The organism is Flavobacterium humidisoli, assembly GCF_023272795.1.
GTDB classification, from domain to species: Bacteria; Bacteroidota; Bacteroidia; order Flavobacteriales; family Flavobacteriaceae; genus Flavobacterium; species Flavobacterium humidisoli.
In genome coordinates this window covers 538,889-554,707 of the sequence record NZ_CP096829.1, presented here as the reverse complement: position 1 = coordinate 554,707, position 15,819 = coordinate 538,889, and the positions used below count along the sequence as shown (strand labels likewise).

The following is a 15,819-nucleotide window of genomic DNA, read 5'->3' as shown; positions in this document are numbered from 1 at the left end:
TGGAAATTATTTAAGGTTTTTCAACTTTTGTAGCTAACTAAAGATGCAAAAATTGAAAGAAGCTTTTATTGATAAAAATGCGATTCTAGGTAATAACATTTTTATAGGAAATGGTGTGACTATTGAGAAAGATGTCGTAATTGGTGATGACACGCAAATAGGTAATAATGTAACGATTTTAAACGGATCAAGAATAGGAGAAAATTGTCAAATCCATTCTAATGCTGTTTTGGGCGGTGTACCTCAAGATTTGAAATACAAAGGAGAGTACACTCTTTTGGAAATAGGCAATAACAATATAATCAGGGAGTTTGTAACTATTAACAGGGGGACTATCTCTAAAGGTAGGACGTGTATTGGTAATTCCAATCTGATTATGTCTAATGCGCATATTGGGCACGATTGTATAATAGGTAATAATTCTATTATTGGATTTAGTGTCGGAATGGCTGGTGAAGTAATTGTTCAGGATTGGGTAAATATAAGTGGATTAACTGCTATTCATCAATTTTCGGTTATTGGCGAACATGCTATGATTAGTGGTTTAAGTCGAGTAGTTAAAGATATTCCTCCTTATGTGATTGCTGCACATGAACCTTTAAGATTTGCAGGGTTAAATACCGTTGGTTTAAAAAGAAGAGGATTTAGTTCTCGAAAAATTGACGAGCTTCGATCAATTTATAGAATTATATTTCAAGAAAAGAGAAATACAAAATTTGCTCTGGAAATAATCAATGAAGAATTTGAGCAGACAGTTGAACGGGATAATATTCTAAATTTTATCCGCCAATCTAAAAGAGGAATTATTAAAGGTTTTGAAATTTAAATATATAAAAATGCTAAATTTATATTTATAAATTAACTCGTTATGACAAAACATAGTACAAACTCTAAAGTTGATTTTTATTTCGAAAAAGCTGAAAAATGGAAAGCCGAAATCGAACAAATGAGAGAAATTGTTTTAGACTGTCATTTGTCGGAAGAATTGAAATGGGGATCTCCTTGTTATACTTTTGAAAAAGCCAACATTGTATTAATTCATTATTTTAAAGAATATTGTGCTTTTTTGTTTTTCAAAGGTGCTTTAATGAAAGATCCTGATAATATCTTGATCCAACAATCGGATAATGTACAGGCGGCTCGTCAGGTTCGATTTACGAATGTTCAAGATATTTTGGCCAAAAAAGAAATTCTAAAGAAGTATATTTTTGAAGCGGCCGAAATTGAGAAATCGGGACAAAAAGTGGAACTGAAAAAAGTTTCTGATTTTGAAATTGCAGAAGAGCTTCAGCATAAATTTGATTCAGATGCTGATTTTAAAAAAGCTTTTTATGCTTTAACTCCTGGAAGGCAGCGCGCTTATTTAATTCATTTTTCTCAGCCTAAACAATCTAAAACTAGAGAAGCTAGAATAGAAAAACATATTCCGCGAATTCTAGACGGAAAAGGATTGAATGATTAAAAAAATAATAAATACAAAAACTCCTTTTATACAAAGGAGTTTTTTTTGTTTATTATTTTAAGAGATTTGCTCTTTGATGGTGTTTTTCTTTCGAATAGAAATTAAAGACTGGAAAAGAACGGAAATCATAACCAAACTTATTCCGATGTAAAAAGAAAAATTGACCGATTGTCCTTCATTAAAAAATAAAAAGGCTAATATTATCGAATAAATTGGTTCTAAGTTGAACGTCAGATTTATGGTAAACGCTGGGATTTTTTTAAGGGATTCTGCAAACATTACATAAAGCGCAACGGTACAGCATGAAGCTAAAATTAATAAATAAAAAATGTCTTTTAGGTTTGGAATAAAAACCTGTTCTGGAAAATTGTAAAAATAAAACGGAAGAGCAAGCCCTAAAACTAAAGTTCCTCCAAGCATCTGATAAAAATTAATGAGCTTGCTGTCGTAAAATTGTACAAGTCTTTCGTTGTAAATAGTGTACAAAGCAGCAAATGCGGAAGAAATTACCCCGAGTAAAATTCCAAGCTGGTAAGAAGAATCAAAATGAAAAATCAAGCTTATTCCTAATAAGGTCAACATGCTTAATAAAACCTGAGTTAAATTGAATCTTTTTTTATTGAGAATAGGTTCAAAAAAAGCTGTAAAAAAACTGGTAAGACAATAGCAAACAACACCAATTGATATGTTGGAATATTTAATGCTGGCATAAAAGAAAATCCAGTGAATGGTAATCAAGACTCCAGCTTTAGAAATTTTTACTGCTTCAGAAAATGACTTTAGCATTTTAAGATTGTAAATTTTTAAAATGAAAAAGAGAATAATAGAAGCAAATAATACTCTATACCAAACTAAAGTGATTTCGTTAAGAGAAATAAGTTTTCCGAAAACGCCAGTAAAACCAGCAAGTAAAACTGCAGAATGCAGTATCAAATAAGATTTTTTCATAAGAAGTTGTCTATCCTTTTTTGGAGGATATATTTTTAATATTAATAATGTGATTGAGGTAAAGACACAACAAATCGGACTGAAGCTTCAGTCAAGTGTCAATACTAAAGAAGCATTATTAATTTATTGGAGGAGGAAGACAACCTTTAAAACTCATGATAAAATTTGATTTTCGGTAAAATTAAGAAAAAAGCATTCCGTGGAAAAGTGTAAAAAGTTATTTAAATGTGAAACTTCAAACAATTTAACAACTGAATTAAATAAATCTGATTTTGATTTGAATATTTATTTGTAGAACTTGCAACGATAGCCAATTACCTAATCTATAAGTTTATTACAATCTAATGAGTACAAGCCAGTCAACTACAGTAGTTCTTGAAACTAAACAACATTTTGAAATTTTAGACGGATTAAGAGGTATTGCAGCTTTTGCGGTTGTAATATTTCATTTTATGGAATGGATTTTTACTGATCCAAGTCAGAATTTTATAGGGCACGGATTTTTGGCTGTTGATTTTTTCTTTTGCCTTTCGGGATTTGTAATAGGATATGCTTACGATGATCGTATCGCAAAAATGGGACTTCGTAACTTTTTTATCTCAAGAATAATAAGATTGCATCCTTTAGTTATAGCTGGATCATTATTAGGACTATTAGCATTTTTATTCGATCCGTTTGGAGGTCATTTGGAATTATATAGTACTGGAAAAATTATTTTGACATTTATCTGTTCAATATTTCTTATTCCGTTCCCTGTTATTGCTGATCGCGGATTTAATTTGTTCAGTTTTAATGCCCCTGCTTGGTCACTTTTTTGGGAATATATCGCTAATATCGCTTATGCATTTGTTCTTTGGAGAATTAGAAGAAGTGTTTTGCTTTTATTAACGATATTATCTGCAGCGGCTATTTGTTATGTTGGATATAATTCGGGTAATTTGTTAGGGGGCTGGAGCGGACCAACTTTTTGGGATGGATGTGCAAGAATTTCGTATTCTTTTTTAGCTGGATTACTTATTTACAGATCGAATTGGATTATAAAAAATAAACTTGGTTTTGGCGGATTAACCATATTATTGCTGTTAGCTTTCATTATGCCATTTTCAGAATATAATTGGATTTCTGAACCATTGGTTGTAATGCTTTATTTTCCGTTATTAATTTCTTTGGGAGCAGGGGCTGTATTAAAACCAAGATTAAAAAAAGCCTGCATCTTTTCTGGGAAAATATCTTATCCGTTATATATGACGCATTATGCAGTTTTATGGATGTTTGGGAATTATTTTACCAACTACAAGCCAGATACAACGCAACTGACTTTAATTGTAATAACTTCAGTGATTTTGTTGGTTGGGTTTGCTTATTTAGTAATGGTGATGTATGATATCCCAGTTAGGAATTATTTAAATAATAAAAGAAAGAAAAACATAGCTGCAAATTCTTAAATGAGAGCTTTCTTAATAAGCTCCTAGATATTTATTTTTTGTATTAAAATATTAAACTACTATGCTTTGGAAAAATATGGTATATTAGATTTATAATCCTACAAATGTTTTTAGTAACTTAAAATGAATAAATTTGAAAATTAATATTGTAATAAAATATCTGTTTTTCTTTTTAACCTTGCAGACATTTGGACAAAATGCCTCTTTTAAAATTAAATATTCGGAACAGCTGGCAGTTTTTGTTTTTTTAGAAAATCTATCTGAATATTATCCAGACAATGTTTTTAAAACAGAGTTTCAAAAATCAAAATACAATATTGAGAAGTATAAAAATATAATCTCAAAATTTGAGCAATTATCTATTTCTTATAGTTTCCGATTTGAAGATTTTCCGTACGGATCAAAGAAAACAATGCAGACGCAGGATATTTTGAAAAAGAATTTGATTGAAACCGATAATTTAAATGATTTCAAAATTCGTTCTGCAGGGATGATTCCCAATAAAACGCTGAGTGATTTAGGAGAATGTATTTCAGAATTTACTCCTATTTACAATGAATTGATCTATAATCCGAACAAAGAAAAGTTTGAAAAACAGTTAGATGAAATTCAAAAATATTCTAATGATCACAAGATTGAAGATTACTTTAAAACGGGATTAGTATTTTATAATTCTAGCTGGGATAGTTCGATTCCGTTTGAGGCTGCTTTTTATCCATTGCCTAATTCAAAAGGATTTACAGCTTCGGCTTTTTGCAATAATTTTGTAAGTGCTATTCAAACCGATTTAAAATCGCATAAAGATTTGTTTAGTGTAATGATGCATGAAACGTATCACATTATTTACGATGAGCAATCACTTGAAGTTAAAACCGAAATTGATACTTATTTTAAAGCGAATAAATCAAAATGCAGTAATTATGCCTATCAACTATTGAATGAAGTCTTGGCGACAGTATTAGGAAACGGTTATGTTTACGAAAAATTAGACGGTAAATTAGATGCAGGAGAATGGTATAATAATAAATATATCAATTTGATGGCAAAGAAGATTTATCCGCTAGCCAAAGAATACATCGATCAAAAGAGGCCAATTGATAAAAATTTTATAGATCAGTATATTCAGATTTACGAGACCAATTTTCCAGATTGGATTAACGAATTGGATAATATAATGACGTATCGTTATGTGATTACTGAAAACGAAAAAGATTTTAAAACTATAAATAAACTGTTTCGTTATCGTTCTAGAACGGAATATGAAGATCAAATTACGGAAAGCAGTATTGAAAAAATGAAGCAGATACCATTGACAAAAATGGTAATTATTTCAAAAGACAGCAAAGAAAAAATTAGACTCCTGAAAAACAAGTTTAAAGAATTGAAAAACTGGAAAGCAAATCCTGATAAAGAATTTGCAGATAAGATTCTTTTAGAAGACAAAAGCCAGTTGATAATTTTAAATCAGAAAAAATCTGACTTGGAAGCATTAATTAAGATGATAAAATAGGAATTAAATTAGGTTTTAATTCGTTTGTTAAATTCAAAAAGCTCCTAAATTAGGAGCTTTTTGAATTTGCTATAGTAATGGAATAACTCCATTTCGTTTATAGATTATCTTTAATGCGTTTAGTTATTTCCTCAATTGTGCCCATTCCATCAAAAGTCAAAACTTTAATTTTCGACTTCATATATTCGATTGCTGGTCTGGTTGAGTTTTCAAAAACTTCAATTCTTTTAAGGTGAATCTCGGTGTCTTTGTCGTCTTTTCGATTGGAAGTTTCAGCTCTTTTTTGTGCTCTTTTTAAAAGTTCTTCTTTTGGAACATCAATATTAATTACTTTTCCAATTTCCAGATTTTTAGATTTAACAAGTTCTAATAAGTCATTTACTTGTGGTTCGGTTCTCGGGTAACCGTCTAAGATAATTCCGTTTACATTTCTGTTTTCATCCAATATTTTACTGAAAAGATCTTTCATTATAGAATCGGGAACCAAATCTCCTTTTTCTTCATATTGAGACATTATTTTTCCAATTTCCGTTTCATTTTGTTTCTCCAAACGGCATCTGTCTCCAGTTGAAATATGTTCAAATTTAAGTTCGTCTTTTAAAATTTCGCATTGCGTACCTTTTCCAGAATAAGGAGGGCCAGTAATTATTAGTATTTCCATTTTAAGTTGTGAAGTTTTTTATTTTTTTTGATTCTTTAAAGGTACGAATGATTTATTCTAGCCTAACAAGGAATCTTTATTTATAAGAAAAAAACATCTTCTTTGTAAAATCAGCTAAAAATTTCACTAACAGAGATATTGATAAACAAATCGTAGAAGAATAGTACAATTCATCTTCTGGAAATGACAATTCGGTCAATAAAAATTGAATCTTGTGCCGAATAAAAATATTTTTACATCAAAATCAAAACAACCATAATCCATAATCATGAAGAAAATTTTAAAATTTATCAAAATCACGTTTATTACCCTTTTGAGTATTATTGTACTTTTTATTGCCTATTTGTATATCAGCAACAAATTATTTTTAGGATCGAAAGATGATGATAATATAAGTTATTTGTCAAAAAATAAAGTTCAGATAGGGGCTTCCATAGATGGGAAGTTATTTGATGATGAGTTTTATAAATCACAAGTTTTTTTATTAGGAGAAATTCATGGTTATGCTGACAATCAGAAGATAGATCAGGAAATGCTTTTTTTCTTGAATAAAAAAGTGGGAGTCAAATATTATATTGCTGAAATGGATAGTTTGACGGCTAAAAAATTAAATGTCTTTTTGTGCGAAAAGCAAAAGAATAAAGCGATTTTAAAAGAAGTTGTTGAATCTGTGAAGAAACGAATTCCACAACAAGCTAGCCAGGAATTATTTGATAAATGGAATGCTGTTTACGATTACAATAAAAATTTAGCAGATTCTCTAAAAATTACCGTGATCGGAATCGATAAAAATTTTGATGACGAATCGAAAGGTTCAAGAGACGACGCAATGGTGAGAAATTTTGAAAATTCAATTAAAAAAAGGCATCTTGAAAATGAAAAGTTTTACGGACTTTTTGGATATTTTCATACACTACAAAAGAAAACAGAATCGGGCAGAGCAACTTTTGCTGCAGGATTAAAAGACTCGGGAGTAAAAGTGACAAGCATGGTAAGTTATACAATTGACAGTGAAATGTATCTTCCTAAAATTCCTCAGTTTCCAACTCCTGAAAATGAAAAAGTAGATTGGATAAATGCTGACGGCCCATTAATGCTCGTGAAAGGAATTAATGATGTAAAAGAATTGAGCAAGCCAGAATCAATTACACTTTTTAAACTTAATGCGAAAAATTCACCTTACTTGAAGTCGCAGAATTTTATAACAGTTAAATCTAGAGCTTTTGGAGAGAATATTGTGCCTCTAAAAGATGCTTCTGCTACGGATTATTTTCAATATGTGTTTTTGCTGAGAAATTCTGCAGCGTTGACGAAATTGAAATAAGATTTCTTTCTCATTTTAAAAACTCCATTAGAAATAATGGAGTTTTTTTTATGCAAATATTTTAATTCTGTTGTGTTTTAAAAGTTTTAAAAGAAAAAAAACTATATTTGCAAGAGTAAAGTGTAGACTATGCTCTATGCTTTATTGTTTTCTTTTAAAAAATAAAACTATGCTTGTAAACGAATTATCAAAAAAAACCGGATTATCAATCCATACTATTAGATATTACGAAAATTTGGGAATGATAAAGGGATTAACTGACGCAAAGGTGACATCTAATAATTATAAGCATTATGATGCTAATACTATTGAGCGTTTGGAAATTATCATAGAAGCAAGAGAAGTCGGATTTACTCTAGCAGAAATAAAAAAAATATTGACCAGCTGGTTCGAAACGACTGATGCAAAACCCGAAACATTAGATCTTTTTCAAGCCAAAATAAAAGAGATTGATGATAAGATGAGATATTTTAAACAGACTAAGAATCTTCTTGAAAAAGTATGTGAGAAAATACAAAAGCAATAATGGCAGATTGTTAAAGTCTAAAAAGATTAGAAAAACTCCTTAATTTCTTAAGGAGTTTTTTGTGGTTTTATTTAACTATTTAAGAAAATTTTTGTGCGTAATTAAGAAATCAATATAAGATTTTATAAATAGTATTATATTCGCTTTTAAATAAAAGTGGGGTACTAAAGAGAAAAAATGATTGTATTTATTTAACGAAATTAGCGATTTGCGGTGATTAAATAGCAGCGAATGAGATAATTATTTTTTATGATAAAACACAGAGTAAAGTACTAAAGTAAACTACAAATAACAACCAAAGTTAAAATTACAAAACTAAATTATGCAAGAAGAAATAACCAAACATTCAAACAAAATTTACAAAGCTGTGAAAAAAACAGAACACACAGTAGGTGAGAAGGTAAAAGAGATTATTATAGAAATATTTATAATCGTTTTTGCTGTGACGCTTTCGATATGGCTACACGGTTGGAGCGAGCATAGACACCAACAAGAAGAAGTATCTGTGTTTCTTGCTAATTTAAAGAACGATTTAAAGAATGATATGGAAAGTATCGATAGAGAAATACACGCATACCAAAAGACAAACGCAGAATACGAAAAAATTTTGGCATTAACGACTTCTCAACTGGACAGTATTTATAGATCTAAAAGTAAAGTTAATTTCCCAATTCATTCACATGGGCAAACATTGACTATAGGTAATTATGAAGGTTTTAAATCAAGTGGTAAACTTGGCTACATTGAAGACGAAAAATTGAAACAGAAAATCTTAAACTATTACCAAATATTTGTTCCAGCCGCTAATGAGGTTGATAAAATGTATACGGAATTTTTGTTTAAGTGTTTTGATAAAGAAATAGAAAATGCCGATAAGCCAGAAAAAGAATTATATTCAGATCCAAAATATAAAAAGACACTCGGATATCTTGTTAAACTAGGTAAGAATAACATAAGGGTTTATGAAGAAAATACAAAACCGCTCGCAGTTGAACTTATTAAAGAAATTGACAAAGAGTTGGGCAAATAAAAAAAACTACTCCATTAGAAATAATGGAGTTTTTTTATGCTTTAAAAGGTTATTTCTTTTTGTTATTTTTTCAATTACGAGTTAAATCTAGATAAGATTGTGTTTAATTAGAAATCAACAATGAAAAGTATATTGAGAATATTACTTATTCGATTAAGTGCTTTTTCTTCAATTTCTCAAATGCAATTATGTCCGCTTGCAAAACAAAAGGATTTTCTTTAGAATCAATGTCTATCCATTCTAATTTTTCTAATCCTGGAATTTGAACTTTTAAATCTTCAAGATTGAGGATTTTGGCTGTATAATAAATGTTGAGAATCTGTTTGTTGTCTTTAATACGAGATTCAATAAAGTCTTCTTGTGTGTAAAGATGATCTAATATTTCAATCTTTAAGTTTAATTCTTCTTCAAATTCTCTATGAAGGCATTCAATTGTGCCTTCTCCAAATTCGAGCCCTCCTCCTGGTAATTTGCATATTTGTGTTCCTGCATATTTTTCATGCAGTGCCAAAATTTTATTATCATTTATACAAAAAGCATAAACTCTAATATTGAAGCCTATCAGTTCGCTCATAATTTTAAATTTTTGATGTCTCGAAAAACAACATTGAAAGGAGGGTAAAAAAAAACTCCTTAATTTCTTAAGGAGTTTTTTTGTGGGCGATGAGGGGTTCGAACCCCCGACCCCCTCGGTGTAAACGAGGTGCTCTGAACCAGCTGAGCTAATCGCCCTATTTTACTAGGTTGCTATCGTTTGTGATTGCGATTGCAAATATACGTTTGTTTTTGAGTTCTGCAAAGAATTTTTAACTTTTGTGAGTTTTTAAAATTCTGTTTAGTCTTCATATTTAAAACAAAACTCCTTAATTTCTTAAGGAGTTTTTTGTGGGCGATGAGGGGTTCGAACCTAACGAGCTAAACCCGCACCAATACCGTGTTTTTATTTTTAGAAAATAACTGTGCCATGAATCTGCCACAATTATCATTTCTTTTCAAAATCTTAAAAAAAGCTCCTGCATGAAACTTCTTGTGTTTTAAAGAACGTTATAATTCTTTTGTACTTGCAAAAATACAACTTATTTTTAGTTTTTAATAAAATGACTCAATTCTTTCTTGCCTCTAATCTATCTTTAAGACACATTTTAAAGCACTTTAGAAACTTATCGTGCATAATTTAGATTAGCATTTTTTCTTTATCCTATTTTTGAAGTACAAACTTTATAAATATTAAAAATGTCTAAGAAAAATCAAATTGCTTTCAGTAAAATGAGTGTGCAAAAAATTAAAATAAGCTCAACCAAACAAAAATCAATAGATAATAGATCAAATCAATTGAATCCGAATAATATTGAATATCAGAAAGTCCATGTAAACAAGAATACGAAAGTAAATTCTAAGAAAGAAGATAATTGTGACTGGGATGATGATAATTTTGGTGATGATTGGGAATTTAATCATGATTAACATGAAAATAAGTTGCTTAATGTTACTTAGAGTTTTATAATCAGACAGTGATATAATTTACTAGTTTTGATTCTGTTACTTTTTTTATTTATAAACAATTCTTTTTATGCTAAATAAACTTTTAGAAAATTATAAGAAACTGTCTTTTGAAAAAGAAGAGGAATTGATTAATGTTTTGTTCGTTATGTTTTATGGAGGTGAAAAACAATTGATATCAAGATTAAATGAATTAAAAGAAGAATCAAATACGGATGAAGAAATTTTTGAAATTTTGAAAATTGAAACTAATTTTAATTTTTGGCTGAAAGTATCAGAAATATTGCAGTTTAATAATATATCAGATTTAATTGAGTCTACAAATAAACTACAATTTAACAGCGAATTAGCTAGCTTGATTACTGACCATGAGGGCTTGACAAAAATGTTTGCAATTCAGAAATCTTTTGCAGAATATGTTTTTGCAACTTCATTTGATATTAATTTAGAAGGCAAAACCAGGGAAGAAAGCAAAATACTTTTAAAAAGAATAGCTTATGTAACTAAGGAGACTATTGCTGCAGAATTTAAATGTAATAAGAGAACCTTAAAAAAATGGCTTAAAATTTATTTTGGAGATAGATTTGTTAGAAAAGATAGAAAGATTACTATGGAGGAATACATAGAAATTTTTGAAGCGTTCTTTTTAAGTGATGATGAAAAACTAAACTTGAATAATGATCTAAGTAAATATTTAAAAAGATTGCAAGAAGGTATCAATTTTAATAAAAGTGATTTGGCTCTTTTATGTGATTCTGATTTGAAAACTCAAAGAGAAAACCTAAAAAAAATAGCTTATTTCTCATATTTAGATAAATTTCCATATTCCATTTGTAAAAATTTAGCAAGTCAAATGGGACATGAATTGGAGTTTTAGTTTTAGTAGAATTTATTTGCAAAATAGAACCTGATATATGCTCTAAAGTTAGAATAATTCTTGTGTAATTAGTTTATTAGATGTCTTGTATGTAAGTAGATAACAACCTTGAAAAATAACAAATAAATAATGAAACTAAATAAATATTGGTTTAATTTCAAAAGAAAATAGCAGTTGTTTTTTCTTTAAGGTTGTTATGAACTATATTTCTAAAATTTACCTTTCATATTTAAATGAGCCAGCTAAAGGACTATTCAAATAACCTGATCAATTCTTTATCAACATTAGTTTCTAATTTATTTTTATAATTATTCATGAAAATTGTCAGTTCATCAATCGCACTGATTTTGGTATAGTTTTCAGAAATTATTTCTATCCAATCTTCATTAATTTTTTCTTTAATTGTAAAATATCCAGTTGCTCCAAAAATTATTACAAATAGACGATCACCAATATGTTTTGTGAATTTTATATTTTCTTCTTTGAAAAACATACTATTACCGCATTGTTTACCCTCAGAGTTTAATTTAAATTCTACCAAAGCAAGAGTTATTAATTCATTTCTAAAACAATCTATCATTACTTTATCGTACCAAGCACCTGGCCGTATTATATAAATATATTCTTGAAGCAATTTTACTTTATTTGCACCAGTTGTTTGCATCCATGAGCAAAAACCTGTATCAAAGTAAAGATTTGTATGTGCTTTTCTTACTTTGATAACAGAATCAGTATTCCATCCAGTAGCTGAAGATTCAATTAATAAAGCCGCTGTAATATGTTCTTTTATTTTATCAATTGAGTCTAAAGAACAAATTTCTTTAATGAATTGTTTGTTTTTATAAGCAGTATCACGACGTAAAATTAATCGCCAATTATTTTCAGAATCACTATAGATAAAATTTTGAATTTGATTCCAATTCGAAAATTTACTTATCAAGTATCTAAACAAATCGTGTTTTGAACTAAAACTTTTGTTTGACCCAGAATTGTCAAATAACAGAAATGCGTTTTCAATTCTTTTTTTAAATAAATCTATTTCGGGATTATCATTAATTAAAAAACCAATGTTTCCAAGGAATAAGGGATGCGATTCAGCTTTAAGAATATATTCTTCCCAGTTTGGGTCTATTATTAATGAAGCTTTAATCTTTTCTTCTTCAAGTTGCGTTTTGAAAAAATCTTTTCTATTATTTATAATATCTTGAAATTCTTGAGTAGCAAAATAGGTGTAAATATTTTCACTTCCGATTGACAACTCTTTAATTAATTTCATTGTATTGATCATAGGTCCAATACTTCTGATATCAGGATCAATTGCTAAATTCCAAACAACCCTTATCCAATTGGCAAAGTAGGTTGGTTCAAAGGTTTTTTTTTCAAGGTACAAACATATTCCGCAAAACAATATTCTTTGTTGTTGATTAATTCTTTCGTCTGTAAGTGACCAATTTGTTCCTTTATTCCAAATAGGTTTAATGATTTCCGCTATTTCTTGATAATTCTGAGCTAATGTATCTAATGTTTTTTCTAAATTTTGAATAACATTGTCTTGCTTAAAAACCTCCTCATACATATCAAATGAATTGTATTTTTGATTATATGCCTCATTATAAAAGAATCTAAATATTATTGAAATTTCAATTTCTAAATTTGTTTTCGTGCTTTCTAAAATGTATGTATTAACAATATAACGAGATATAAAATTCATAAAGAAAGGATCAACAACCATCTTCATCTTTTCCTTTTCCTCCTCATTCTTAAGTGAATCTTTTAGCTTTAAAAGGTGATTCCAGAATATATTTGTCCATTCGTTGTCAATTTTAGAAAGTAAAACAAGGTAATAAGGAATTGAAAGACTATTGTAATTAATTTCTTTCTGAAAGTTCTCTTTCATTTTATTTGAATCACTAATCAGCCAATTATTTAAATCTGCTTTGAGATTCTCAAAATCGGTTAATTGCTTTCCACGAGCATTCATTTTTATATATAACTCATCTGTTAATTCAAAACCATCAAGAGGAAGTATATAAAAGCAAAGTTTATTTAGATTGCTGAAAATTGGCTTATTAATTTCATCATACTTTATTTTAATAGCATCCAACATGTTAAGCATTGCAATAACGGTTGGGTCTTTTTCAAATCTTTTATGGAACCAATAAGATTTTCTTATTTCTTTTGATGGATCTTCTTTAAAATTAATTTCTGCTAGCTTTTCACAAAAAGCAGTTGCAGTTGTTCTTGTCGCATAAGTAAATCCTAATAGTTTTTTTCTCAGATCAGTTAATTCTTGATCTTTCAATTCCTTATTGCCAACAAACCAATATAAAAGGTAAAGTGTTGTTAATCTTTGTTGACCATCTAAAGGAAGAAAAACCTTTTCGTCATTATTATTTATTTTTATAGAACCGTAAACGAAATCTAATTCAAGTTCTCTGTTATTGTCTAATGCTTCAAATATGGCTGATAAAAAACGATCTCTTATGATCTTTTCATTCTTTCGTCCTTGTGCATAATCACGCTGAATAATAGGAACTTTTATTCCGTCAAGTTTTACTCTTTTTAAAGTTTCTCCCTCACTAATCTCAATTGTATCTGAAAGTAAGTTTATTAAATTATACTTGTTCATTTTGTTAATTTTTTTGTTGGAAGAAATTTTTGCAAAGTATTTTCTATTTCTATTTTATAAGCTATAATATCTTCTGCGGTCCATCTACCTTTAGTATTTCCGTCAAAATATTTTAGAAAAACATTTTTGGTACAGATTGGTATAAATACACCTCCTTTATCTTTTTCTATAATTATCCTTCTTTTTGTAACAAATAAAGCATTACCATAGCCTCTATTTGTTCCAGCATCTAAAAGAGTTAGATTTCCTAAACTGTTTTTAAGGTCATCAGTCAATTGTTCCTCATTAGAAAGTGCTTGTACTTTTTTAAACAGTTGATCAAAATCTCCTACTTGACTAGTAATGAAACTATTTATCTCGCCTAATAAAACTTTATCTTTGCTAATCTCCGGAAACATCTATTAATGCATTGCCGAGCCAGATATTTTGATCTTCATTTTTTGTTAAACTATTTTCTGTTGCAGAATCTATATGTTCAATGTCCCAAGCAATGTTTTCATCTTTAATATTTTTATTTGCTTTAAATGTCTTGAAAGGGAATTTATAAATTAAATTTTGCTGGTTAGCTTTTTTAACAATATACTCTAAATTAAAAAGTAAAAAAGTTTTGCGCAGCAAATGCTTATCACTATTGTAGCCTAGATTTAGTTCAAATACTTTTTCATTATTATCATCTGTTTTTTCTTTCCAGCTAATTCCTTTGAGATGTTTATTTTTTATTTGCTTAACTAAAGCAATAGTTACATCTTCTTTATTTTCAATCTCAGAAGCTGTAAGAAGATTAAATATGTCTAAAACACTTTCTCCACAGTAAACTAAAAAACCAATGTAATGGTACCATATTGGATTTTCATACCATTCAACAAAAGTTTCAAAATATTTTTTTATCGTATCCCAATTGCGCTTTATAGCTAGATAATCTATATCGTCACCAAAAAGTAAATTGAAATATCTAAAAGTAACAAACTTATCATTACCTAAAAGTTTTGCAATTTCAGCATTATTTTTTACCGCAATTTCACACATCATATCAAAGATGAATTCAATATGAGAAGAGGCTTCATTCTTAGATTTATTTAGAAACCACCAAAAATTTTCATCTTGTAGAAAATTCTCAATTTGATCCCATTCATGTGCTATTTCTAATTGTTTTAATTTTGCAGCATCACCAATTCCAAAATTTCTTTCTTGCAGAAATAATGCCTTTATAAGTTCTGAGTTAGTTAATGATATTTTTCCTAAATTAATTCTGATAAAAGTTTCTATTTGATTTACTTTTTCATCTGCCAATTGATACCAAATTACTTGAACCACACCTTCTTCTTTCTGGTTAGTTTTGTTGTAAACCAATAATTTTGTGATTGAATCACATAAATCATCAAACATCAAACCATCACTTTTAACTTTTTGATTAAACCATTTTGCTATAAATTTGTATGCTTCACTAATGTGATAAAAATCTATATTGGAATGATCCTCCTTTTCAGGATTATCTAGAAATTCATAGGAATGAGGTCTAGTTTGATATTCTATTGTAAATAAGTCTTTGTTATAACGTTGCTTCAAACTACGACCAGTTAAAAACTCATTTAATAGATATTTAAAAAGTATTCTAATTGTTGTTAGTCTTTGTTGGCCATCTACAACATCCCATCCAACTATTGTTTCATCCTTATCATTGCTGGCTCTATTCCAGAAATGCTTCTTTACTATAATAGGCTGCAGGCAATAAAACTCTTTTTCAGATTTGTTTTTCTTTTTAGCAAATGAATAAATATCATTTAATAAATCAAAAATTTGCTGCTCAGTCCATCTATATCCTCTTTGATAAGATGATATATAAAAGCTTTCCTCTAACAATTCGCTTATTGATTTTAAGCATATTTCATTGTTCATTTTGATTTTTT

At 28.8% G+C, this 15,819-nt stretch carries 15 protein-coding genes and 1 tRNA gene; 9 read left to right on the top strand and 7 right to left on the bottom strand.

Annotation, left to right across the window (positions count from 1 at the left end):
• Positions 1 to 43 precede the first annotated feature (43 nt).
• Both lpxA and M0M44_RS02665 read left to right on the top strand, forming a co-directional pair.
• A complete protein-coding gene (gene lpxA / locus M0M44_RS02670) occupies positions 44 to 826 on the top strand; it encodes an acyl-ACP--UDP-N-acetylglucosamine O-acyltransferase (protein ID WP_420842755.1) in 783 nt (260 codons plus the stop codon).
• Positions 827 to 868: 42 nt separating this feature from the next.
• Complete coding sequence (locus M0M44_RS02665) at positions 869 to 1,462, top strand: YdeI/OmpD-associated family protein (RefSeq protein ID WP_248728397.1); 594 nt, start codon at positions 869 to 871, stop codon at positions 1,460 to 1,462.
• Between the two features lie 57 nt (positions 1,463 to 1,519).
• On the opposite strand, the gene M0M44_RS02660 is transcribed toward M0M44_RS02665, so the two are convergent.
• Positions 1,520 to 2,410: a DMT family transporter gene (locus M0M44_RS02660; protein ID WP_248728396.1), complete on the bottom strand. Its 891-nt coding sequence runs from the start codon at positions 2,408 to 2,410 to the stop codon at positions 1,520 to 1,522.
• A 344-nt stretch (positions 2,411 to 2,754) separates the two neighbouring features.
• Here M0M44_RS02660 and M0M44_RS02655 point away from each other — a divergent pair, with 344 nt between their 5' ends.
• The gene (locus M0M44_RS02655) at positions 2,755 to 3,855 is read left to right on the top strand and encodes an acyltransferase family protein (RefSeq protein ID WP_248728395.1); all 1,101 of its coding nucleotides are present in this window, start codon (positions 2,755 to 2,757) and stop codon (positions 3,853 to 3,855) included.
• Positions 3,856 to 3,988: 133 nt separating this feature from the next.
• The gene (locus tag M0M44_RS02650; RefSeq protein WP_248728394.1) at positions 3,989 to 5,365 is read left to right on the top strand and encodes a hypothetical protein; all 1,377 of its coding nucleotides are present in this window, start codon (positions 3,989 to 3,991) and stop codon (positions 5,363 to 5,365) included.
• Positions 5,366 to 5,462: 97 nt separating this feature from the next.
• On the opposite strand, the gene M0M44_RS02645 is transcribed toward M0M44_RS02650, so the two are convergent.
• Positions 5,463 to 6,026, bottom strand: coding sequence for an adenylate kinase family protein (locus M0M44_RS02645; protein WP_248728393.1), 564 nt, complete (start codon positions 6,024 to 6,026; stop codon positions 5,463 to 5,465).
• Between the two features lie 268 nt (positions 6,027 to 6,294).
• Between M0M44_RS02645 and M0M44_RS02640 the strand changes: the two genes are divergently transcribed.
• The 3 genes from M0M44_RS02640 to M0M44_RS02630 all read left to right on the top strand — a co-directional run bounded on the left by M0M44_RS02640 (position 6,295) and on the right by M0M44_RS02630 (position 8,906).
• Entirely contained in the window at positions 6,295 to 7,350 is a 1,056-nt protein-coding gene (locus M0M44_RS02640; protein WP_248728392.1) for a hypothetical protein, read from the top strand.
• A gap of 169 nt (positions 7,351 to 7,519) precedes the next feature.
• The gene (locus M0M44_RS02635; protein ID WP_248728391.1) at positions 7,520 to 7,876 is read left to right on the top strand and encodes a MerR family transcriptional regulator; all 357 of its coding nucleotides are present in this window, start codon (positions 7,520 to 7,522) and stop codon (positions 7,874 to 7,876) included.
• A gap of 322 nt (positions 7,877 to 8,198) precedes the next feature.
• A complete protein-coding gene (locus tag M0M44_RS02630) occupies positions 8,199 to 8,906 on the top strand; it encodes a DUF6090 family protein (RefSeq protein ID WP_248728390.1) in 708 nt (235 codons plus the stop codon).
• Positions 8,907 to 9,051: 145 nt separating this feature from the next.
• On the opposite strand, the gene M0M44_RS02625 is transcribed toward M0M44_RS02630, so the two are convergent.
• Both M0M44_RS02625 and M0M44_RS02620 read right to left on the bottom strand, forming a co-directional pair.
• Positions 9,052 to 9,480 (bottom strand): NUDIX domain-containing protein, encoded by a 429-nt coding sequence (locus M0M44_RS02625; protein ID WP_248728389.1) that lies wholly within the window; start codon positions 9,478 to 9,480, stop codon positions 9,052 to 9,054.
• A gap of 83 nt (positions 9,481 to 9,563) precedes the next feature.
• Positions 9,564 to 9,638: transfer RNA gene (locus M0M44_RS02620), tRNA-Val, on the bottom strand.
• A 501-nt stretch (positions 9,639 to 10,139) separates the two neighbouring features.
• Here M0M44_RS02620 and M0M44_RS02615 point away from each other — a divergent pair.
• Positions 10,140 to 10,370, top strand: a complete 231-nt coding sequence (locus M0M44_RS02615) for a hypothetical protein (protein ID WP_248728388.1) — start codon at positions 10,140 to 10,142, stop codon at positions 10,368 to 10,370.
• A gap of 106 nt (positions 10,371 to 10,476) precedes the next feature.
• Positions 10,477 to 11,283 (top strand): hypothetical protein, encoded by an 807-nt coding sequence (locus tag M0M44_RS02610; protein ID WP_248728387.1) that lies wholly within the window; start codon positions 10,477 to 10,479, stop codon positions 11,281 to 11,283.
• 250 nt (positions 11,284 to 11,533) lie between these two features.
• On the opposite strand, the gene M0M44_RS02605 is transcribed toward M0M44_RS02610, so the two are convergent.
• The 3 genes from M0M44_RS02605 to M0M44_RS02595 are packed head-to-tail and all read right to left on the bottom strand — an operon-like array spanning position 11,534 to position 15,808.
• Positions 11,534 to 13,912, bottom strand: coding sequence for a DUF262 domain-containing protein (locus tag M0M44_RS02605; RefSeq protein WP_248728386.1), 2,379 nt, complete (start codon positions 13,910 to 13,912; stop codon positions 11,534 to 11,536).
• Positions 13,909 to 14,310 (bottom strand): GmrSD restriction endonuclease domain-containing protein, encoded by a 402-nt coding sequence (locus M0M44_RS02600; protein WP_248728385.1) that lies wholly within the window; start codon positions 14,308 to 14,310, stop codon positions 13,909 to 13,911. Before M0M44_RS02600 ends, M0M44_RS02605 begins: the two co-directional genes overlap by 4 nt.
• On the bottom strand, positions 14,294 to 15,808 hold the full coding sequence (locus M0M44_RS02595; protein ID WP_248728384.1) for a DUF262 domain-containing protein: 1,515 nt from the start codon (positions 15,806 to 15,808) through the stop codon (positions 14,294 to 14,296). The genes M0M44_RS02600 and M0M44_RS02595 overlap by 17 nt, the downstream gene beginning before the upstream one ends.
• Positions 15,809 to 15,819: the final 11 nt, after the last annotated feature.